The sequence below is a fragment of the Kribbella ginsengisoli genome, from assembly GCF_039537185.1.
GTDB lineage: Bacteria > Actinomycetota > Actinomycetes > Propionibacteriales > Kribbellaceae > Kribbella > Kribbella koreensis.
The window spans coordinates 154,446-174,987 of record NZ_BAABAA010000006.1 but is presented as its reverse complement, the minus strand read 5'-3'; the positions used below and the strand labels follow the sequence as shown (position 1 = coordinate 174,987).

At 68.7% G+C, this 20,542-nt stretch carries 17 protein-coding genes; 12 read left to right on the top strand and 5 right to left on the bottom strand.

Going from position 1 to position 20,542, the window contains the following annotated elements; all coding sequences use genetic code 11:
• Positions 1-32 precede the first annotated feature (32 nt).
• Entirely contained in the window at positions 33-902 is an 870-nt protein-coding gene (locus ABD768_RS21770) for a TetR family transcriptional regulator (protein WP_344843339.1), read from the top strand.
• Between the two features lie 138 nt (positions 903-1,040).
• Here ABD768_RS21770 and ABD768_RS21765 read toward each other — a convergent pair whose 3' ends face one another.
• Positions 1,041-2,051: a LacI family DNA-binding transcriptional regulator gene (locus ABD768_RS21765; protein ID WP_344843336.1), complete on the bottom strand. Its 1,011-nt coding sequence runs from the start codon at positions 2,049-2,051 to the stop codon at positions 1,041-1,043.
• Between the two features lie 131 nt (positions 2,052-2,182).
• On the opposite strand from ABD768_RS21765, the gene ABD768_RS21760 reads away from it, so the two are divergent.
• Positions 2,183-4,120 carry a glycoside hydrolase family 30 beta sandwich domain-containing protein gene (locus tag ABD768_RS21760; RefSeq protein ID WP_344843334.1) on the top strand — a complete coding sequence of 646 codons (1,938 nt, stop codon included), beginning with the start codon at positions 2,183-2,185 and terminating at the stop codon, positions 4,118-4,120.
• Here ABD768_RS21760 and ABD768_RS21755 read toward each other — a convergent pair.
• Both ABD768_RS21755 and ABD768_RS21750 read right to left on the bottom strand, forming a co-directional pair.
• Positions 4,111-5,334: an amidase gene (locus ABD768_RS21755; protein WP_344843331.1), complete on the bottom strand. Its 1,224-nt coding sequence runs from the start codon at positions 5,332-5,334 to the stop codon at positions 4,111-4,113. The two genes, ABD768_RS21760 and ABD768_RS21755, sit on opposite strands and share 10 nt — an antisense overlap.
• Positions 5,335-5,341: 7 nt before the next feature.
• Positions 5,342-6,904, bottom strand: coding sequence for an alkaline phosphatase D family protein (locus ABD768_RS21750; RefSeq protein WP_344843328.1), 1,563 nt, complete (start codon positions 6,902-6,904; stop codon positions 5,342-5,344).
• Positions 6,905-7,047: 143 nt separating this feature from the next.
• Between ABD768_RS21750 and ABD768_RS21745 the strand changes: the two genes are divergently transcribed.
• Positions 7,048-7,503: a GNAT family N-acetyltransferase gene (locus tag ABD768_RS21745; protein WP_344843325.1), complete on the top strand. Its 456-nt coding sequence runs from the start codon at positions 7,048-7,050 to the stop codon at positions 7,501-7,503.
• On the opposite strand, the gene ABD768_RS21740 is transcribed toward ABD768_RS21745, so the two are convergent.
• Entirely contained in the window at positions 7,500-8,117 is a 618-nt protein-coding gene (locus ABD768_RS21740; RefSeq protein ID WP_343968010.1) for a hypothetical protein, read from the bottom strand. The genes ABD768_RS21745 and ABD768_RS21740 overlap by 4 nt on opposite strands.
• A 53-nt stretch (positions 8,118-8,170) precedes the next feature.
• On the opposite strand from ABD768_RS21740, the gene ABD768_RS21735 reads away from it, so the two are divergent.
• Positions 8,171-8,974 carry an aminotransferase class IV gene (locus ABD768_RS21735; protein ID WP_344843322.1) on the top strand — a complete coding sequence of 268 codons (804 nt, stop codon included), beginning with the start codon at positions 8,171-8,173 and terminating at the stop codon, positions 8,972-8,974.
• Here the strand turns inward: ABD768_RS21735 and ABD768_RS21730 are convergent.
• Positions 8,949-10,385, bottom strand: a complete 1,437-nt coding sequence (locus tag ABD768_RS21730) for a CCA tRNA nucleotidyltransferase (protein ID WP_343968214.1) — start codon at positions 10,383-10,385, stop codon at positions 8,949-8,951. The two genes, ABD768_RS21735 and ABD768_RS21730, sit on opposite strands and share 26 nt — an antisense overlap.
• Before the next feature lie 63 nt (positions 10,386-10,448).
• Between ABD768_RS21730 and ABD768_RS21725 the strand changes: the two genes are divergently transcribed.
• The 8 genes from ABD768_RS21725 (at position 10,449) to ABD768_RS21690 (ending at position 20,535) form a co-directional block, all read left to right on the top strand.
• Entirely contained in the window at positions 10,449-12,782 is a 2,334-nt protein-coding gene (locus ABD768_RS21725) for a hypothetical protein (protein WP_344843319.1), read from the top strand.
• Complete coding sequence (gene murJ / locus ABD768_RS21720; RefSeq protein ID WP_344843317.1) at positions 12,775-14,424, top strand: murein biosynthesis integral membrane protein MurJ; 1,650 nt, start codon at positions 12,775-12,777, stop codon at positions 14,422-14,424. The genes ABD768_RS21725 and murJ overlap by 8 nt, the downstream gene beginning before the upstream one ends.
• A 180-nt stretch (positions 14,425-14,604) precedes the next feature.
• Positions 14,605-16,281 carry a protein kinase family protein gene (locus tag ABD768_RS21715; protein WP_343968002.1) on the top strand — a complete coding sequence of 559 codons (1,677 nt, stop codon included), beginning with the start codon at positions 14,605-14,607 and terminating at the stop codon, positions 16,279-16,281.
• A 71-nt stretch (positions 16,282-16,352) separates the two neighbouring features.
• Positions 16,353-16,955 carry an RNA polymerase sigma factor SigM gene (sigM, locus tag ABD768_RS21710; RefSeq protein WP_343968000.1) on the top strand — a complete coding sequence of 201 codons (603 nt, stop codon included), beginning with the start codon at positions 16,353-16,355 and terminating at the stop codon, positions 16,953-16,955.
• Between the two features lie 109 nt (positions 16,956-17,064).
• On the top strand, positions 17,065-17,826 hold the full coding sequence (locus ABD768_RS21705; protein WP_343967998.1) for an anti-sigma factor family protein: 762 nt from the start codon (positions 17,065-17,067) through the stop codon (positions 17,824-17,826).
• A 154-nt stretch (positions 17,827-17,980) separates the two neighbouring features.
• Entirely contained in the window at positions 17,981-18,967 is a 987-nt protein-coding gene (gene trxB / locus ABD768_RS21700; protein WP_344843313.1) for a thioredoxin-disulfide reductase, read from the top strand.
• A 51-nt stretch (positions 18,968-19,018) separates the two neighbouring features.
• Positions 19,019-19,348 (top strand): thioredoxin, encoded by a 330-nt coding sequence (gene trxA / locus ABD768_RS21695; RefSeq protein ID WP_343967994.1) that lies wholly within the window; start codon positions 19,019-19,021, stop codon positions 19,346-19,348.
• A 59-nt stretch (positions 19,349-19,407) separates the two neighbouring features.
• Positions 19,408-20,535: an N-acetylmuramoyl-L-alanine amidase gene (locus ABD768_RS21690; protein ID WP_343967992.1), complete on the top strand. Its 1,128-nt coding sequence runs from the start codon at positions 19,408-19,410 to the stop codon at positions 20,533-20,535.
• Positions 20,536-20,542: the final 7 nt, after the last annotated feature.

Below are 20,542 nucleotides of genomic sequence, written 5' to 3'. Positions count from 1 at the left end.
CGGTAGCGCGTTACTGAGCAATGCTCAATAGCGTGAAAGCCGGTGAACAAACCCCCACCGATGCGTCCACGCGAGCCGGGGAGAACACGGCACCACAGGCCGAGCCGGATGGGTCAGCGCGGGACGGCGCTGAGCCGTCGCTGACGGCTGACGCGCAGGCGTCGCCGGAGCCGTCGCTGCAGGCTGACGCGCAGGCGTCGCCGGAGCCGGAGCCTGACGCAGCGGCTTCGCCGGAGCCGGAGCTGGAGGCTGACGCCGCGGCGTCGCTGGGGGACGGTGGGGTGCGGGCACGGGGCGGGGCTGAGGTACCGGATGGGCGGCGTCGGCGGTTGACGGCGGAGGATCGGCGGAAGCAGTTGGTGGGGATCGGGCTGATGATGCTGCGGACCCAGCCGATTCACGAGCTGTCGATCGATGCGGTCGCGGCGGAGGCGGGGATCTCGCGCGGGCTGCTGTTCCACTACTTCCCGACCAAGCGCGACTTCTACGTCGAGGTGATGAGCGCCGCCGGCCGCCGCCTCTTGCGGGTCACCAAACCCGACCCCGACCTGCCGCCCGACGAGCAACTCCGCCAGATGCTCTTGTCGTTCGTAGCCTTCGTCACCCGCCGCCGAGACTCCTACATCTCCTTCGTCCGCGGCGCTGCCGGCGGCGACAACTTCGTCGTAGAGGTCTACGCCACCACCCGAGCCGGCCTCACCAACCGGGTCCTCACCCTCCTCGGCACTCCCGACGCCACCGCCCCGGCGTCACCCATCCGCCTCACCGTCCACGCCTGGCTCGCCTACGTAGAAGACCTGACCATCGAATGGTCCGGCCTCCCCGAACCCGACCGCCCGACCACACCAGACGAACTGGTCACCCACTTCATCGCAGCCCTAACCGCCCTCCGCGCGCTGTAGTCACCACCCGCCCCGGCCCGCTGGCCCGGGCGCCCACGCACGCACAACTCCGCCGTACGACGGTTGATGCGGTGGCAGCACCGGACTGGCAACGACTTATGCATGCGCCGGCGAGCGCGGCTGGAGGGACTTCGTGGGTTAGCGCGGAGGGGCTGTGGAGTTGCGGATGACTAGCTCGGTGGCCAGTTCTACGTGGAGGGCTTCTAGTTCGTGGCGGTCGAGGAGGCGGGTTAGGAGGCTTACTGCCATTCGGCCCATTTCCTGGAGGGGTTGGCGGACGGTGGTGAGGGCTGGCGTGGTGGAGCGGCTGATGTCTATGTCGTCGAAGCCGGCGATGGAGAGGTCGTGGGGGACGGAGAGGCCTCGGGTGGCGGCGGCTTGGAGGGCGCCTACTGCTGCTTTGTCGTTGAAGGCGATCAGCGCGGTGGGGCGGTCGGGGAGGTCCAGGAGTTGGGCGGCGGCGCGGTGGCCGTGTTCGGTGGTGGGTTGGATCGGGCGGACGAGGGTGGGGTCGGGGAGGATGCCGGCGTCGGCGAGGGCGGCGGCGTGGCCGCCTAGGCGGGCGTCGGAGGCCAGCCATTCGCTGGGGCCGCCGATAACGCCGATCCGGGAATGGCCGAGCGACAACAGGTGAGCCGTGACCTGCCGCGCCCCGGCGAAGTGGGCTGCGGAGACGGCAGCGATGTCGCGCGGCAGCGGCGTACGGGGATCGACGACGACAAACGGGAACCGCCGCGCGCGGAGCTGGATCAGCTCGTCGCTCGTCTCCGGCGGCAGGATCAGGATCGCGCCGGCCAGGTCGCGCTGCGCGGGCAACTTGGTGAGGACCTGGTCATGCTGCGTCGCCTCACCCGCATTGAGCACCAGCCGCCGCCCATGCCGGTCCAATGTCTCCGCGATCGACGAAACGATCAGCCCGAAGTAGTCGGTCAGCACATACGGACACCGCAGATACACCGCCCCGCCAACCGGCTTCGGCGACCCGCCCCGCGGATTGGGCGCCCGTACGCCGAGCCGCTCCACCGCCCGCTCGACCAGTTCACGGGTGGCCGGCGCGACGTTCCCCTGCTGGTTGAGCACTCGCGAAACCGTCGCGATCGAGACGCCGGTCTCGGCCGCGATGTCCCGGACCGTGGCCCTACCCGGCATTTGTTACATCGCCTTGTTTCACACTCCGGACGCTAGCAGATCTTGACAGCCCTCGCCTGCCGTCGTTTCCTGAGGCGCAGATGTTGCGTTCTTGTTTCATTTGTTACATCGGGGTTGACCTGAGGAGAACGATGAAGAGACCTGCGATCGGCGCCGTCGTGGCCGGCTCCGCCCTACTACTCAGCGGACTGTCGGCCGGGGCCCACGCCGTCGAACTGTCCCCCGCGCAAACCCAGCAAAGCGGCAAGACCAGCAAGGCGAGCGTCTGGGTCACCACCCCCGACCGCGCCGAGCTCATGCACCAGCGTCCGGACGTCGCCTTCGCCAAGGGCCAGAGCACGCAGACGACCATCACGGTCGACCCGGCGACGAAGTACCAGACGATGGACGGCTTCGGCGCCTCGATCACCGACTCGTCCGCGGCGGTGCTCTACCGGCTGACCCCGGCCGTGCGCGACCAGACGATGCGCTCGCTGTTCGACCGTGACCAGGGCATCGGCGTGAGCTTCCTGCGCCAGGTGGTCGGCTCGTCCGACTTCACCGCGGCGCCACAGCACTACACCTACGACGACGTACCGGCCGGACAGACCGACTTCCCGCTGCGGCACTTCAGCATCGCGCACGACCAGGCGCAGATCCTGCCGCTGCTGCGCCGGGCCAAGCAGCTCAACCCGTCGCTCAAGGTCATGGCGACGCCGTGGAGTCCGCCGGCCTGGATGAAGACCGGCGACTCACTGGTCGGTGGCCGGCTCAAGGACGACCCCGCGGTCTACAACGCCTACGCGCGCTATCTGGTGAAGTTCGTGAAGGCGTACGAAACGGCCGGCGTACCGGTGGACTTCATCTCGATCCAGAACGAGCCGCAGAACCGCAAGCCGAGCGGATACCCGGGCACCGACATGCCGGTCCGCCAAGAAGCCGCAGTGATCGAGCAGCTCGGCCCACTGCTGCGTGCGTTCAGCCCGCGCACCAAGATCCTCGGCTACGACCACAACTGGACCACGCACCCCGGCGACATCAACAGCACCCCACCCGGTGAGGACCCGGAGACCGACTACCCGTACCAGCTGCTCGACAGCCCGGCCGGCAAGTGGCTGGCCGGTACGGCGTACCACTGCTACTCCGGGAACCCGAGCAACCAGAGCAACCTGCAGAAGCCCTTCCCGGACAAGGGCATCTGGTTCACCGAGTGCTCCGGCTCGCACGGCGCCAACGACACGCCGCCGCAGATCTTCCGCGGCACACTGACCTGGCACGCCCGCACGCTGATGCTCGGGACCACCCGCAACTGGGCCAAGTCGGTCGTCAACTGGAACATCGCGCTGGACGACAAGGGCGGCCCGTACAACGGTGGTTGTACGACCTGCACCGGACTCGTCACCGTGCAACCGGACGGCAGCGTCACCACCGACGCGGAGTACTACACGATCGGCCACCTGTCGAAGTTCGTGCGGACCGGCGCCGTACGGATCGCCAGTACCTCGTATGGCACGACCGGCTGGAACGGGCAGCTCATGTCGTCGGCCTTCCGCAACCCGGACGGCTCGACCGCGCTGGTCGTCCACAACGAGAACGACGACCCGCGGACCTTCGCGGTGGCGGTCGGCGACGAGTCCTTCGAGTACACGCTGCCGGGTGGCGCGATCGGCACCTTCGTCTGGCAGCGGTCGCCGAAGTCGTCGATGACTCCGGTTTCGCTGGACGGCGCGACGGCTAGCGCAGTACCGGCTGCCGATGCGGCGCTGGCGTTCGACGCTGACGGCTCCACTGTCTGGCAGTCGAAGGCAGCGCAGGCTGCTGGTCAGTACGTGCAGGTGGATCTCGGTACGGCGAAGCAGTTCCGACGGATCGCCATCGACAGCGGCGGCAACACCGGCGACTTCGCTGCCGCGTGGCAGGTGTCGACCAGCTTCGACGGCACCACCTGGCGTCCCCTGGCCTCAGGCACCAGCACGGGTCAGCTCACCAACGTCGACGTGAAGCAGACGCGCGCTCGCTTCGTCCGGATCGCCAACACCGGTACGAGCGACCACTGGTGGTCTCTCGCGGACGTGAGGCTCTACAGCTGAGCTTCGATCCACAGCGCCACAGCGCCGGCCTTCTGGTTGTCCCGGGCAATGACCTGGAGACCAACCGGGAGGCCGGCGGTCTTCAGCGGGATGGTGATGGCAGGGACGTCGGCGATGTTGGCCAGGCGGATATGGCGCATCAGGGTGGCTCGGACGTCTGGTGCGTCTCCGAGCAGTGGAGCGACGATGGGCACCGTCGGCACGACTACTGCGTCGACGTGGTCCAGCACCTCGGACAGTTGCCTGGCCAGCTCGGCTGCGGTTGCTCGGGCCTGAACGTAGCGCCAGGCCGGTACCTCTGCCGCTTCCCGCAGACGTTGCTGGACATCTGGCTGGTAGAGCTCCGTGGACCGACCCATGTGGTTCGCCACCGCCTCGGGACCTTGCAGGTCGACACCTGTCCTCAGTGTGGTCGCCCAGTCAGGCAGCTCGACCTCCACTGTCGGCAGCTTCCCCAGCGCCTGCTCCCACACGGCACTGACCTCCGCGTCATAGTCCCTGTACTCCGGATTGCCCGGCACCCCCAGTCGCGGCGTACTGACAGCCGCCCGATCACCGCCGGACAGCGCAGCAATCGCATAGACCGCATCGGCAACGGACCCGGTCAACACCCCAACCACGTCAAGGCTCTGGGCGAGCGGCCATACCCCGTCGATCGGCAACGTCCCCCTGGTCGGCTTGAACCCGACTACCCCGCACAGCGCCGCCGGCGTCCGCACTGACCCGGCGGTGTCGGTACCGATCGCCAGTGGCACGACCCCGGCCGCTACTGCTGCAGCAGCCCCCGAGCTGGAGCCCCCGGTCATCCGCGACAGGTCATGCGGGTTGAGGCACGGCCCGGTGCGATTCGACGTACCGGTGCAGCCGTAGGCGAACTCATGCGAGTGGCTGAGCCCGATGACGACCGCACCGGCCGCACGCAACCGGCGTACGACGTCTGCGTCCTTGACCGCCGGTGCATCCAGAGAGGCCGAGCCGCAGCGGTAGGGCAGCCCCTCGACCTCGATGATCTCCTTGACCAGCACCGGGATGCCCGCGAGCGCGCCAACCCGGTCATGCCGAACAGCCGTCGCGCGAGCACCTTCGACGTCCAGGTGGACGACAGCGTTCAGGTGAGCCGCGTCGGCCGCTCGCTGCAGGGCCTGCTCGACCAGGTCGACCGGGTCGAGTTCACCTGCACGGACAGCGGCCGCAGTTGCTTCCAGAGAGGGCACTGGTCAATCAGATCACCTCTACTGTCGAGCTGCCCCGAGCAGTACGGACCTGGTAGCTGGTGCTGACGCCTGCGTTGGCGTGCAGCTTGTCTACGGCCCGGTAGGAGAGCTTGGCATCGTCCTGGGTGACCTCGAGTACGCCGTACCCGTGCTGCCGCATGTCGACCTGCTTGAGATGCGGGTTGTACTGCAGCCGCTTCTGCTCCTCCGCCTTCGCACCGGCCACGCCCTTGGTGTCGCCGGTGTTGGTCGAGGACACGGACGGTACGACGAACTCGACACCGGCCCGCCGCGTGCCGCCGGGGTTGCCCGGCGTACCGGGTGCGAAGCCCGTGTCCCACAGCTCGCCTGAGAACGTGTCGTGGTCGTCGCCGGTGACCACGACCAGGTCGGACACGCGCTCGGCCGCCAGCGACAACAGCTCGGTGCGCTCGGCGCCGTACCCGTCCCAGGTGTCCATGAATGCACGCTCGCCGGCCGCGCCGGTGACCATGCCCATCATCATGTTGGGGTTCGCCAGCACCTTCCAGCGCGCACCCGACGACCGCAGCCCGTCCTCGAGCCACGCCTTCTGCGCCGGGCCGAGCATGCTGCGACCGGGTGCGTCGGCGGCCTCGCAGATGATGCTGCCGCCGTCGTCGCAGGGCTGGTCGTCCTTGTACTGCCGGTTGTCGATGGCGAACAGCTCGACGGTCCGGCCGAGCTTGAGCGAGCGGTAGGTCCGCGTCATGTCGTCGGCGTAGCGAGGTACCGGCATCCGCTCGAACCACGCGTGCCAGGCGGCGCTCTTCTTCTCCTGGAAGAACAGCTCCGGCAGCGTCCAGTTGTCCTTGCTGTAGTTGTTGCGGAACTCGTGGTCGTCCCACAGCGGCAGGAACGCGTGCTGCGCGTGCATCGCCTTGAGATCCGGATCGCTGCGATAGAGCGTGTACTTCGCTCGCATGCTCGGCAGGATCTGCGGATAGAGGTTGAGGTCGATGCCACGGACTCCGGGCACGGTGGCCTCGTAGACGTAGTCGCCCAGGCAGACGACGAGGTCGAGGTCCTCGGCGGCGAGGTGGCGGTGCGTCGCGTAGTACCCCTCGGTGAAGCCCTGGCAGGTGAAGAAGCCGATCCGGACCGGCTGGTTCGAGTCGGCAGGGCGCAGGGTCTGGAAGCGGCCGACCGGGCTGACGGTGTCCTTGCCGCGGAACTGGTAGAAGTACTCCGCGCCGGCGGCGAGCCCGTTCGCCTGGAAGTGCACGCAGCCGTCCCACTGCTTCTCCGCGATCACCGTCTCGACGATCTCCGGGCTGCTCAGGTCGCGCTGCTTCGACACCACGATCGCCAGCTCGGCGTCGCCGTCGAAGAGCCCGCGTGGCACCCGGGTCCATAGCGTCGCGCCGTCGGTGCGTGGGACGCCGGCCATGATCCCCTCCGGAAAGGTGGCACCGCGGACCAGGGTCGGCGAGGCGTCGGCGGCGGTGCGGAGGGTCGGCGTACCGGTGCTCCAGGCGGTGGCCGGAGCAGCTGCGGTGGCACCGGCGACGCCCAGGGCGCCGAGGACGGTCCTGCGGGTGAGGTCAGCCATGCAGAAAATACTGAGAGGTAACGATGAATCTGGGAAGACCTCAGCGCGACCGATCGGTGACAGCCTGTCGACCTCACTGGCCACCGAACAGGCAGTGAGGAAAGCGAAACAGCAGCGTCACGGCTGATTGCTAGCGTCGGCGCATGGAGCTGATGGAGGGCGTCGAGCTACGCCACGCCGACCGGACCGATCCAGCCGTCCTCGCACTGGCCACCGCCCAGCAGAGCGAACTGGCCGCCCTCTACGGCGAAGACCAGCCCCTCGTCGCCCTGCATCCCTACATCGAGTTCATCCTGCTCACCCTCGACGGCACCCCCGTCGGCTGCGTCGGCCTGCAACCGATCTCCCCCGGCCTCGGCGAGATCAAGCGCATGTACGTCGAACCGACGTCCCGCGGCTGGGGCCTGTCCCGCCTCCTCCTGGCCGAGATCGAGGCCCACGCCCGCACCCGGGGCCTGACCACCCTCCGCCTCGAAACCGGCACCAGACAACTCGAAGCCATCGCCCTCTACACCCACCACGGCTACGCCGAGACCCCGCGCTACCCACCCTTCGAGAACGAAGCAGTCTCCCGCTGCTTCGCCAAACACCTGGACTAGTCGGGCAAGTCCAGGACGAGGTGGTTGCCTTCGGGGTGGAAACCGAGGTTCTTGAGGTAGCCGTCGGAGGCGTTCATCCGGGGTGGGGCGAGGACCTGGTGGAAGCCATGGTCGGTGAAGACGTCACTGCGGCGGTAGACGAACTCGCCGGGGGTGAAGTCGCGGTACTCGGGGAGGACGTAGTCGAGGTCGATCTGGGCGCGGCCGGAGCCGGCGTCGTGGGCCAGGACTACGCCGACGGTGCGTTCGCCGCGTTGGACCAGGAAGGCGTAGGGGCTGGTGGCTGACGTGAAGCCCGGGTTGAACTTGGAGATGTCCTTCTGGTGCGCGGTCAGCACGTGAGTGAGGTAGGCGTCGCCACTGTTCACCTCGAGGACCGCGTACTCCAGGTCGTCGTGACGATGCCGGAGCAGCCGCCACATGTGCACGAGGTTGATCACGGCGAGGACGGCGTTCATGCCGACCATCGGCCACACCGGGATGGCGAGATTGAAGCCGACCAGGATGACGCAGCCGATCAGGTTCAGCACCCGCAGTCGCAGGATCCGGGTCTGCAGCAACGACACGACGACCAGGGCCGACCCGCCCCACCCGATGATGCTCAAGAGGTCCACGGCGTGAGACTAGACCAGGTAGCGCAGTGGACTGATGCCAGCAGACTGGGCCTGTGACCCACCTCGTACAGCTGAACGACACACCGCTCGCGCTCGACGACCCAGCGTTGCTGAGCGCGGCCGGCTACGGCCACTTCACCTCGATGCAGGTCCGCGACGGCAAGGTCCGCGGCCTCGACCTGCACCTGGACCGCCTCGACCGCAGCTCCCGCGAGCTCTTCGGCCACGGCGTCGCCGCTGACCGCGTGCTGACCTACCTCCGTACTGCGCTCGCAAGCTCGCCGTCAGGAGACCTCTCGATCCGCGTCAACGCGTTCACCAGGGACCGCTCCTTCATCGACGGCACCCCGGTCGAACCCGACCTGCTGCTGACGCTGACCGACCCCATCGAGCCCACCTCCGAGCCGCCGCGCCTGCTAGCCGTCGAGCACGAGCGGACCGCGCCGCACCTCAAGCACACCGGTACCTTCTCGCTGACCCACGAGATCCGCCGAGCCCGCCTGGCCGGGTACGACAACGCGCTCTTCTACAACCGCGCGGGCCACGTCTCCGAGGCGTCCATCTGGAACATCTGCTTCGCTGTCGACGACCGAATCGTCTGGCCGGCCGCCGAGGTGCTGCCCGGCATCACCATGCTCAGCCTCCGGGCAGCCCTCGATGTTGCACGTGAAACTGTCGACATTCCGCTGTCAGCCCTCGGCGACTACCGGGCCGCGTACCTGACCAACTCGATCGACCCGGCGCTCCCGGTCGCCTCCATCACGAGCCCGGCCGGCAGTACGGAGTACAAGCCGGACCCGGCGTCGGCCGACCTGATCGCGAACGCCTACCTCAGGATCCCGTGGCAGGAGATCTAGTGCTCCACCACTCCAGGAGCTTCTGGCCGGCGACTTCCTCTCCGAGCGGGCCCTCGTCCATCCGGAGTTCCATCAGGAACTTGTAGGCCTCGCCGACTTCACGGCCGGCGGCGATGCCGAGCAGTTGCATGATCTGGTTGCCGTCGAGGTCGGGGCGGATGGAGTCGAGTTCCTCCTGCTCCTGCAGGCGCTCGATCCGCTTCTCCAGATCGTCGTACGCCGTCCGGAGCGCCTCGGCCTTGCGCCGGTTGCGGGTGGTGGAGTCGGCCCGGGTCAGCACGTGCAGGCGGCTGAGCAGGTCGCCGGCGTCGCGGACGTACCGGCGTACGGCGGAATCGGTCCACTCGCCGGTGCCGTAGCCGTGGAAGCGCAGGTGCAGCTCGACCAGCTTGCCCACCTGGTCGATCTGCTCGTTGCTGAACCGCAGCGCCTTCATCCGCTTCTTCGCCAGCTTCGCGCCGACCACGTCGTGGTGGTGGAAGGTGACTTTGTTGCCGTCCTCGAACCGGCGGGTCTTCGGCTTGCCGATGTCGTGGATCAGCGCGGCGAACCGGACCACGAAGTCGGGCAGCTCGACGCCGAGCCGGGGCTCCAGGTCGATCGCCTGCTCGAGCACGGTCAGCGAGTGCTCGTACACGTCCTTGTGCCGGTGGTGCTCGTCCAGCTCCAGCCGCAGCGCGGGCAGCTCGGGCAGCACGTGATCGGCGATCCCGGTCGAGACCAGCAGGTCGAGACCGATCCGCGGGTACGGCGCGCAGACCAGCTTGATCAGCTCGTCGCGGACCCGCTCGGCCGACACGATCGTGATCCGCTCGGCCATCTCCTTCATCGCGGTCACCACGGCCGGGTCGGGCGTGAAGCCGAGCTGGGCGGCGAACCGGGCCGCGCGCATCATCCGGAGCGGGTCGTCGGAGAACGAGTCCTCGGGCGAGCCAGGGGTCCGGATCACCTTGTTGGCGACGTCCTCGAGCCCGCCGTACAGGTCGACGAACTGGTGCGACGGGAGCATCACCGCCATCGCGTTCATGGCGAAGTCGCGGCGGGCCAGGTCGCCCTGCAGGCTGTCGCCGTAGGCAACCTCCGGTTTGCGCGAGGTGGGATCGTAGGACTCCGACCGGTAGGTCGTGATCTCCAGAACCCAGTCGTCCTTCTGACAACCGATGGTGCCGAACGCCTTGCCGATGTCCCAGACGTGGTCCGCCCAGCCGGCCAGCAACCGCTCCACCGCGTCCGGCCGGGCCGACGTGGCGAAGTCGAGATCCTTGCTCCCACGACCGAGGAGAATGTCCCGGACAGGACCTCCGACCAAGGCGATCTCATGGCCGGCCGCGGCGAACCGGGCACCCAGTTCGTCGACCACCGGAGCGATCTTCAGCAACGACTGGACACCTTGCCGCTGTACCGCGGACAACGATCCGGCAGAGGCTGAGCGGTCGGGAGTAATGGACACGGGAGACTAGGTTACGGTGACGGCGTGTTCAGACGGCGACTGAGGCTCTCCGCGGCGGCGGGCGCGAGCCTGCTGATCGCTGCGTCGGCCGCCGCGCTGGCCCCGGCGCAGGCGGCCGCGACCGCGGCGGAAGACAACCCGATGGTCGATGTCACCATCGATTCCTTCAGCCCGTCGACCCCTGCGCCCGGCCAGGCGGTCACCATCACGGGACGCGTCACGAACACCAGCCAGACCACCTTCGAGGGCTCCCAGGCGACCGCCTGTATCGAGCGCGACCGGCTGTCGACGGCCGCCCAGGTCGCGGCCATCCCGACCGAGGCGGACGTCCCGGTCAAGGACCGCAACGACTGCTCCGGCCTGACCAACCCCGAAGCGTCCACCTTCCAGGAGTTCGACGCTCCGCTGGCCCCCAAGGACTCGGTCCCGTTCACCTTGGTCGTGCCGTGGAGCGAGTGGAAGATCTCGAGCGAGCCCGGCGTCTACTCGGTCGGCGTCCGGTTCCGTGGCAACGTCAGCAAGACGGACCGGACCACCGCCGGGCTGACCCGGATCCTGATGCCGGTGATCCCGAAGACGCCGTTGCCCGGCCGCGTGAACACCGCTGTGGTGCTGCCGTTGACGCATCGGCCGACGCTGCTCGCCGACCACCTCTTCGCCAACGACTCGCTCGCCGAGGCGATGGCGCCGACCGGCCAGCTCGGCAGGCTGCTCGCCCTCGGCCAGAAGCGGCTCGTCACCTGGCTGGTCGATCCGGCGATGATCGACGAGGCGCGCACGATCGCCGAGTCCGACAGCTACAAGGTCGCGGCCGGCCCGGGCCAGACGAAGGCCGGTACCGGCCGCGCGATCGTCAAGGCGTGGCTGGAGGCGTTCGACAAGAGCCGCAACGTCAACCCGACCGTCCTGCTCCCGTACGGCGATCCCGACATCGCGAGCCTCGCCGCCGCCGGTGACGCAGCCGACAAGATCATCAGCAGCGCCCGGTCGGCCAGCGAGCGGTACAACCTGCGGATGCCGCTGTCCGAGCAGGGCAACCCGTCCGGCCTCTGGCTCGGGGACCGGCAGGTCGACTCCAAGACGCTGGCCGCCGGCTCCTTCGGGTTCGCCGCGCAGCGCGACGACGACGTGAACATCCTGCCGAGCTCGGCCTGGGCCGCCAACGAGCGGCCGAAGCTGCAGCCCAGCCCGGTGTACAAGGTGCTGACTCCAGAGGCGCCGGCCCCGAAGTACGTCAAGGCAGTGATCGCGGACTCCGCTCTGCTGGCCGGCGGTCCCGACCCTGCGAGCGCGAAGCAGCCGCTCCAGTTGCAGCAGCGGTTCGCGGCGGAGACCTCGCTGCTCGCCGGCAAGGCCGGTACGTCGACAGTGGTCGTCGTACCGCCTCGCGGCTGGGACAACGACGGCCTGTCGACCTCTGCCGTCCTGCAGACGATGTCCACCTCGCCCTGGATCACGCCGGTCGGGATCAACCAGGTCACCAGCCTTGCTGCCGGCCAGACGAAGGCTCCGGCCGCTCCGGCTGAGACGTCCGGCCTCTCGGGCGGGCAGCTGGACAAGATCCGGGACCTGAGCAGCACGACCTCGACGTACGAATCGCTGCTGTCGGACCCGGCCGCGCAGACCCCGTTGAGCATGACCCAGGGACTGCTCCGGTCGGCCTCGCTCGAATGGAGCGCCACTCCGAACGAAGCGCAGCGCTTCGTCAACTACCAGCGCAACGCCGTCGCCGCGCAGCTGAAGAAAGTCCACCTGGTCACCAACAAGAGCAAGGGCCAGCACGACGGCATCAAGGTCAACCTCTCCGGCAGCAAGGGCAGTTTCCCGCTGACCGTCGAGAACGGGCTGGACGTGACGATCCGGGTCGGCCTGGAGGTCACCGCGACCGGCAACCGGAACGACCTGAAGATCGCCCAGCTGCACACCTTGCTGCTGCCGGCCGGTCAGAAGGGCACCTTCCAGGTCAAGGCGAGCGCCGAGCAGAACGGCGTCATCAACGCCACCGCGCAGCTGGTGACGGCGGGGAAGCAGCCGGTCGGCGACTCGCAGCCGCTGGTGATCCAGGCGGCGCAGTACGGCAGCGTCGGCTGGATCCTGGTCGGCGCCGCGGTCGCGCTGCTGTTCGGTACGTCGATCGTCCGGATCTACCGGCGAGTGCGCTCCGAACGCCGCAACCCGACGCCGAAGCCCGAGGCCGACGCGCTGCATCCGGAGCCGCTGCCGCTCGAGGACCTCGGCCAGGACGACCCGGCCACCAGCCCGAACGGCGCCTCACACTCTGACGCCCCGGCACCGCTCGTGCCTGGGCAGAGCGATCTCGAAAGCCTGAAAGAAGGAGTCGGAACGAAGGATGGCTGACCGCACCCTGCGCTCCGCGGCGGTGATGGCAGCCGGAACGGTGCTGTCCCGCCTGCTCGGATTCGTCCGGATCGCCCTGCTCGCCGCCGCCATCGGCACCGCGCTGCGCGGCGACATCTTCACCGCCGCCAACACGATCCCGAACAGCCTCTACATCCTGCTGGCCGGCGGCATCTTCAACACCGTGCTGGTGCCGCAACTGGTCCGCGCGATCAAGAACCACGACGACGGCGGCCAGGACTTCACCAACCGGCTGCTGACCTTCGGCTTCCTGGTGCTGGCCGTGGTCACCGTGGCCTGTGTGGTGCTGGCGCCGCAGATCTCGGAGCTCTACCTGCCGAAGGAGCTGCACGACCCGTCGCGGCTGGCCGAGAAGAACTCGATGATCATGTTCGCCCGGCTCTGCCTGCCGCAGATCTTCTTCTACGGCGCGTTCGTCCTGGTCGGCCAGGTGCTGAACGCCCGGCGCCGGTTCGGCCCGATGATGTGGGCGCCGATCGCGAACAACGTGGTCGCGTGCGCCTCGATCGTGATCTTCCTGCTGGTCTACCGGGCCGGCGACAACCCGCCGACCTTCAGCCACGGCGAGGAGCTGCTGCTCGGCCTCGGCCACACGCTGGGCATCGCCGTGCAATTGCTGGTGCTGCTGCCGTACCTGAAGGCCAGTGGCCACACCTATGTGCCTAAGTTCGGGCTGCGCGGCACCGGCCTCGGCCAGACCGCCAAGCTCGGCACCTGGACCGTTCTCTTCGTCGCGGTCAACCAGGTGACGCTGGTGGTCGTCACCAAGCTGGCGATCGCCGGTAGCGCCTCGAACGATCCCGGTGCCAAGGCCGGTCTGTTCGCCTACAGCACCGCCATGCTGATCATCCTGGTGCCACACGGCATCGTCACCGTCTCACTGGCCACGGCCGCGCTGCCGCAGATGTCGGCGCTGGCGGCGGCGGGTGACGTGACCGAGGTGGCCCGGCTGTCGGCCCGGTCGATCCGCCAGACGCTGGCGATCGTCGTACCGGCGGCCGCGGCGATGATCGCCTTCGCCTATCCGATCGTGACGGTGATCGCCGGCTACGGGTCCGGTAAGAACAACCTGCAGTTGATGGCGTACACGCTGATGACGCTCGCGCTGGGGATCGTGCCGTTCACGGTCCAGTACTTCCAGCTGCGCACCTTCTACGCGTTCGAGGACACCCGGACGCCGTTCTTCATGCAGTGCGCGATCGCCGCGACGAACATCGCCGCCGCGCTGATCGGCGTACGGGTCCTGCTGGACGAGCAGCACCTGAGGTTCAGCGGCGTGGTGCTCGGTGCCGCGTATGCGCTGGCGTACCTGGTCGCCGTGCTGATGTCCCGCCGCGTGCTCCGCCGCCGGGTCCCCCGGGTGGCCGGCTCGGGCATCGGGCTGCCGCTGCTCGCGATGGTGATCGCCGCCGTGGCCGGGGCAGGCATCGGCCGCGGGGTGCTGACCGTGTTCGACTCCGCCGTCGACTGGACCGGCCCGCTCGCGGCGGTCGTCCAGCTCGCCGTCGGCGGCGTCGTGATGCTCCCGGTGTACGTCGGTGTGGCGCGGGTACTCCGTATCCACGAGGTCACCGACGTGGTGGCCGCGGTCACATCGAAGCTCCCCGGCCGCTCCCGGTAGGCCCTGATCGGCCGCTTGTGCACTCGTGCACCACTTGTCCGGTCAGCGGGGCACTAGCATGGGGGCTGCGATCGGACCGCCAACCGTTCGCACCTGCCTGGATCAGCCGAATTCGGCCGCCGACCGGATCCAGGGCGGAGACGCAGGACGACCAGTGCATCGAGGAGGGCGAGAGACACCGTGTCGAACCAGACCGTCAGTCCTGGTGCCCTGCTCGCCGGCCGGTACCGGATCGCCGAGTTGCTCGCGGAGATCGACGGTGCGCGGGTGTGGCGAGCAGTGGACGAGGTGCTCAGCCGGGCAGTGGTCGTAGACGTCCTGCCGGTTGGCGACCCGAGGACGAACCAACTCTTCGACGCGGCCCGGCGTGCCGCGGCAGCAGCGGACCCGCGGTTCCTCCGGGTGCTCGACTGCGACATGCACGAAGGCGTGACGTACTGCGTCCGTGAGTGGGCCGGTGGCCGGCCCCTCGAGCGGATGCTCAGCGCTGGACCGCTGACCGGCCAGCAGGCCGGCTGGCTGGCCCGCGAGGTCTCCGAGGCACTGGAGAACCTGCACCGCACCGGCCACTCGCACGGCTCAATCAGCCCCTCCACCGTCGTCGTGACCGACGCCGGAGCCATCAAGGTCGTCGGACTCGCCACTGAGGCCGCCCTGCGCTCCACCGGGCCCGGTTCGCCGGAGGAGGACGTCCGGGCGCTCGGCGAGCTGCTGTACGCCTCTCTGACCGGGCGCTGGCCCGGTCCGGCCCCGGCCTGGGGTCTCCAGCCCGCTCCGGTCGAGCACGGTCGGCTGCTGAGCCCGCGCCAGGTGCGCGCCGGCGTACCGCGCTCGCTGGACGACATCTCGGACCGGTTGCTCGGTGACCCGCCGCGGCACCACTCCGTCCCGATCACCAGCGCGGCAGGCCTGTCCGCTGCGCTGTCCGGGGTCATCGGCAGTTCGCACGAGCCGCCGAGCCAGATGGACGAGACGGTCGCGGTCGCCCGGCAGAACGGCAGCGTCGACGACGCCACCCAGATCGCGCCGCCGATCCAGGCGCCGCCCGCACTCGACCCGACGCCGCAGATCCCGGAGTACCAGCAGAGCGCCTACGCCGAGAACAACGGCCGCGTCCCCGCTCAACCGGCCTACGCCGCAGCAGCGGAGACCCGGCCGGTACGCCGCCAAGCCCCGCCCCCGCAAAACGGTGGCCGGCGTAAGCCGCCGGCCGACGAGCCGAAGCAGCGCGGCAGCTGGGGTGGCCGGATCCTGATCCTGCTCGCCGTCCTGGCGCTGCTGTCCGTGGTCGCGATGGCGCAGTTCCTGGTCAAGGGCGCGATCAACAAGGACCAGGGCAACGACAGCAAGACCAACCCGCCACCCGCGGCCAGCTCGCCACCGCCGTCGGCGTCCGGCGCCCCGGCGAAGATCGTCGCCGCCAAGGACTTCGACCCCGAGCCACAGGGCAACGGCGAGGAACACCCCAAGGACGTCGGCAAGACCTACGACGGCGATGCCAGTACGACCTGGACCACGATGTCGTACAAGAACAAGCCCAACTTCGGCGGCAGCAAGGACGGCGTCGGCATCATCTACGACCTCGGCGCGCTCACCGATGTCTCCAAGGTGACGGTCACTCTGGTCGGCGACGGCACCAGTCTCGAGCTGATGGTGCCGAAGGCGGACCCGAACGTCTCCGCACCCGCGGTCAGCGGCTGGAAGTCGGTAGCGTCACTCGGGGATCAGGGCGAACAGGCTGTGCTGACGCCGGCCGCGCCCGTCAAGACCCGCTATGTGCTGGTGTGGCTGACCAAGATCCCGAAGGACGGTACCGGGTACCGCGGCGAGATCGCGGAGGTCTCGGTCCAGAAATGACCTCTGACATCACTCGGATAGGCCCCCCTGTAGATGGCGGGCCCTCGGCTCTGCCGCCGGGCTACGACACGATGGACGACCACGAGCTGCTCCGGCTGCACGTGGCCGGCAACCCGGACACCTTCGGCATCCTGGTCAAGCGGCACCGCGACCGGATGTGGGCGGTCGCGATCCGCACCCTCGGCGAGCCCGAGGAGGCGGCCGACGCGCTGCAGGAGGCGTTCATCTCGGCGTTCCGCCGGGCCGACTCGTTCCGTGGCGACGCCAAGGTGACCACCTGGCTGCACCGGATCGTGGTGAACGCCTGTCTGGACCGGATCCGCCGCCGGCAGGTCCGCCAGGCCGACCCGCTGCCCGAGGACGAGGACCGCGCGGCCGAGCTGGCGGGGCCGGTCGAGGAGGACGCGGCCGAGGTCCGCGAGCGCCGTCTCGACGTACTGAATGCTTTGAAGCAGATCAACGTCGACCAGCGCAGCGCGCTCGTCCTGGTCGACATGGAGGGCTACTCGATCGAGGAGGCGGCCGCGATTCTGGGCTGTGCGCCGGGCACGGTGAAGAGCCGCTGCGCCCGCGGGCGGGCCCGGTTGCTGCCGTTGCTGCGCCATTGGCAGACCACCCGCGGCGGCTCCGACGTACCGGCGAAGACTGCCGCGGAATCAGTGGGAACCGAATGACCGCCGTCCCCGTCGAAGCAGAGTCGCCATCCTGCGACCCCGTGATCGCCGACCGGAGCTTTTCACCGATGACCACTCTGCGCACCTCCCGTGAGGAGGCGAGTTCCCGATGACCGAATCCGGTCTGCCGACCAGTGAGCACCTCGAGCACCTGGACACGGACACCATCGCCGACCTGATCGAGAACCTGCTCCCCGCACCCGACGCGCATCGCGCTCGTGAACACGTGAAGGCCTGCCCGGACTGTCAGCAGACGTACGACGCGCTGCTGCAACTGACCGAGGACCTGGCCGACGAGGGCCGCGCCGACATCCCGATGCCGACCGCCGTCGCCGAGCACCTCGACTCCGTCATCGTCTCCGAGTCCGTACTCCGCGCCTCCACGGTCGGCGTCCACTCGCTGGTCCAGATGCGCGAAGAGCCACGTCGTCATCTCCCCAAGCTCGTGCTGGCCGCCGCCGGCGTGCTCGCGATCGCGGGGATCGGCGTCGGCGTCGCGCTCGGCACCGCCGGCCACGGCAACGAAGGCGCCGCCGGGATCAACCCGACCGTGCCGATCGACTCGATCCCGTCGCTGTCGACCGACCAGGTCGGACCGAACGTGCAGCGCTGGCTCGAGAACGCCAACGGCCCGCTGCTGCACGCCACCCCGACCGAGGTCGACTGCGCCCGGAGCTTCGCGGCCGGCCGGTCCAACCCGGACCTGCGGCTGGTCCAGCAGGCCAAGGTCGACGGCAAGCGGGCGACGGTGATCGGCGTCCAGGGCAGTTCGCCGAGCGACATCCAGATCACCGTGGTCACCGGTTGCAACACGTCCGGTGGCGTCGCCACGCCGGTTTACGAGACCACGGTGACGTTGCGCAACCGTTGATTCCAGGCGGTGAGCCGATTGGGTAGCCGATCACGTCCATGGGTACCGTGTTTTCTACATTCCCACCCCACCACCCCGGTCAGGGGGGAATGGTCGGCCTCAAGGATCCGTTGAGTACGACGTACCCAGTCTCGACGACCCGAGGAACGCCTGAATGAGCGAGGCAGAAGTCCGCAACGTCATCATCATCGGTTCCGGCCCAGCCGGTTACACGGCTGCCGTCTACGCCGCGCGCGCCCAGCTGGCGCCGCTGGTCTTCGAAGGTTCCGTCACGGCCGGTGGCGCGTTGATGACCACCACCGAGGTGGAGAACTACCCGGGCTTCTCCGCAGGCATCATGGGCCCCGCGCTGATGGACGAGATGCGCACCCAGGCGGAGCGCTTCGGCGCCGAGCTGGTCGCCGACGACATCGTCGCGGTCGACCTGACCGGTGAGATCAAGTCCGTCACCGACTCGGCCGGCACCGTGCACCGCGCCAAGGCCGTCATCCTCGCGATGGGCTCCGGCTACCGCAAGCTCGGCCTCGAGCACGAGGATCGGCTGTCCGGACACGGAGTGTCCTGGTGTGCGACCTGTGACGGGTTCTTCTTCCGTCAGCACGAGATCGCCGTGATCGGCGGTGGCGACACCGCGATCGAGGAGGCGACCTTCCTGACCCGGTTCGCCGACAAGGTCACCATCGTGCACCGTCGCGACGAGCTGCGCGCCTCGAAGATCATGGCCGAGCGGGCCTTCGCGAACGAGAAGATCGAGTTCGCGTGGAACTCCGAGGTGGCCGAGATCAAGGGCGACGAGAAGCTGACCGGCATCGTGCTGCGCGACACCGTCACCGGTGAGACCCGCGAGCTGCCGGTGACCGGCCTGTTCATCGCGATCGGGCACGACCCGCGCTCGGAGCTGGTCAAGGGCCAGGTGCACCTGGACGAGGACGGCTACGTGCTGGTCCAGCCCGACAGCACCCGGACCAACCTGCCCGGTGTGTTCGCCGCGGGCGACCTGGTCGACCACACCTACCGCCAGGCCATCACGGCGGCCGGCACCGGCTGTTCCGCGGCTCTGGACGCCGAGCGCTTCCTGGCCACGCTGGAGTTCGAGGCGACCGCCGCGGCCGCTGAGGCCACCGAGCCGGTCACGGTCTGACTCCGAACCACCCTTCGCCACTTCGAGCAGCAAACCCTTAAGGAGATCGCCATGGGCGACAAGATGAACGCAGTCACGGACGCCGAGTTCGACGCCACCGTGCTGAAGAGCGACAAGCCGGTGCTGGTGGACTTCTGGGCCGAGTGGTGCGGACCGTGTCGTCAGGTCTCGCCGATCCTGGAGGAGCTGGCCGGCGAGCACAGCGACAAGGTGACCTTTCTCAAGATGAACGTCGACGAGAACCCGGTCACCCCGAGTACTTACCGCGTCACCGGCATCCCTACCATCAATGTCTACGTGAACGGTGAACTGGCCAAGTCCATCGTGGGCGCGAAGCCGAAGGCTGCGCTGCTCCGGGAGCTGGCTGACTTCACCGGCTGAGACACTGCTTTAGGCGCCCCCGTGAGGGGACGTTTTCCGCCGCATGGCAAGGAGCATTGATGGCAGCCTCCCAAGGCATCTACCGAATCGGCGACAGTGGTGAAGCCGTCGCAGAGATCATCGGAAAGCTGCAGCGACTGGGGCTGCTGCAGCCGGGCGGTCACGACGTCTACGACGAAGCGACCGCCCATGCCGTGCGGGGGTTCCAGCAGCAACGCGGGCTGATGATCGACGGCATCGTCGGCCCGCAGACGTACCGCGCGATCGACGACGCCCGTTGGCGGCTGGGTGACCGGCTGCTGACGTACGTCGTCTCGCACCCGCTCACCGGCGACGACGTCCAGGCCCTGCAGGCGAAACTGCAGGAGCTGGGCTTCGCGGTCGCCCGGGTGGACGGCATCTTCGCGGCCGACACCCAGCGCGCGGTGACCGAGTTCCAGCGCAACATGGGCCTGCCTGCCGACGGCACGTGTGGCCCCTCGACGTTCAAGGCGCTGCAGCGGATCCGCCCGATGGCGACCGGCGGTCGTCCTGACGCTTTGCGCGCCTCGGAGGCGGTCCGCGCGGCCGGCCCGCGTCTGTCGGGCAAGACGGTCGTGATCGACCCCGGCCATGGTGGTTTCGACTACGGCTGGGAAGGCTTCGGGCTGCGCGAGTCGGACGTGGCGTACGACCTGGCTTCGCGGATCGAAGGCCGGCTGGGCGCTACCGGCGTACGGGCCTATCTTTCGCGGGGTCGCGATCAGGGGCCGGACGAGTTGGCGCGGGCTGCTTTCGCCAACGAGACGGACGCGAATCTGTGCGTCTCGCTGCACACCGACGGGTCGATGAACCCGGAGGCGCAGGGCATCGCGACGTACTACTACGGCAGCGACCTGCACGGCGCTTCCTCCAGCGTCGGCGAGCAGTTCGCCGGGTTGGTGCAGCGCGAGATCGTCGCTCGCACCGATCTGCTGAACTGCCGCACCCACCAGAAGACCTGGGACCTGCTGCGGCGGACCAAGATGCCCGCGGTCCGGCTCGAGATCGGGTACGTGACGAACCCGCACGACTCGTCGCGGCTCGCGGATCCGGCCTTCCGCGACGTGATCGCCGAGGCGATCGTGGTCGCGATCCAGCGCGTCTACCTGCCGCCGGAGCAGGACGCGTCGACCGGCATGCTGCACTTCGGTCAACTCACCGTCTGAGATCGCC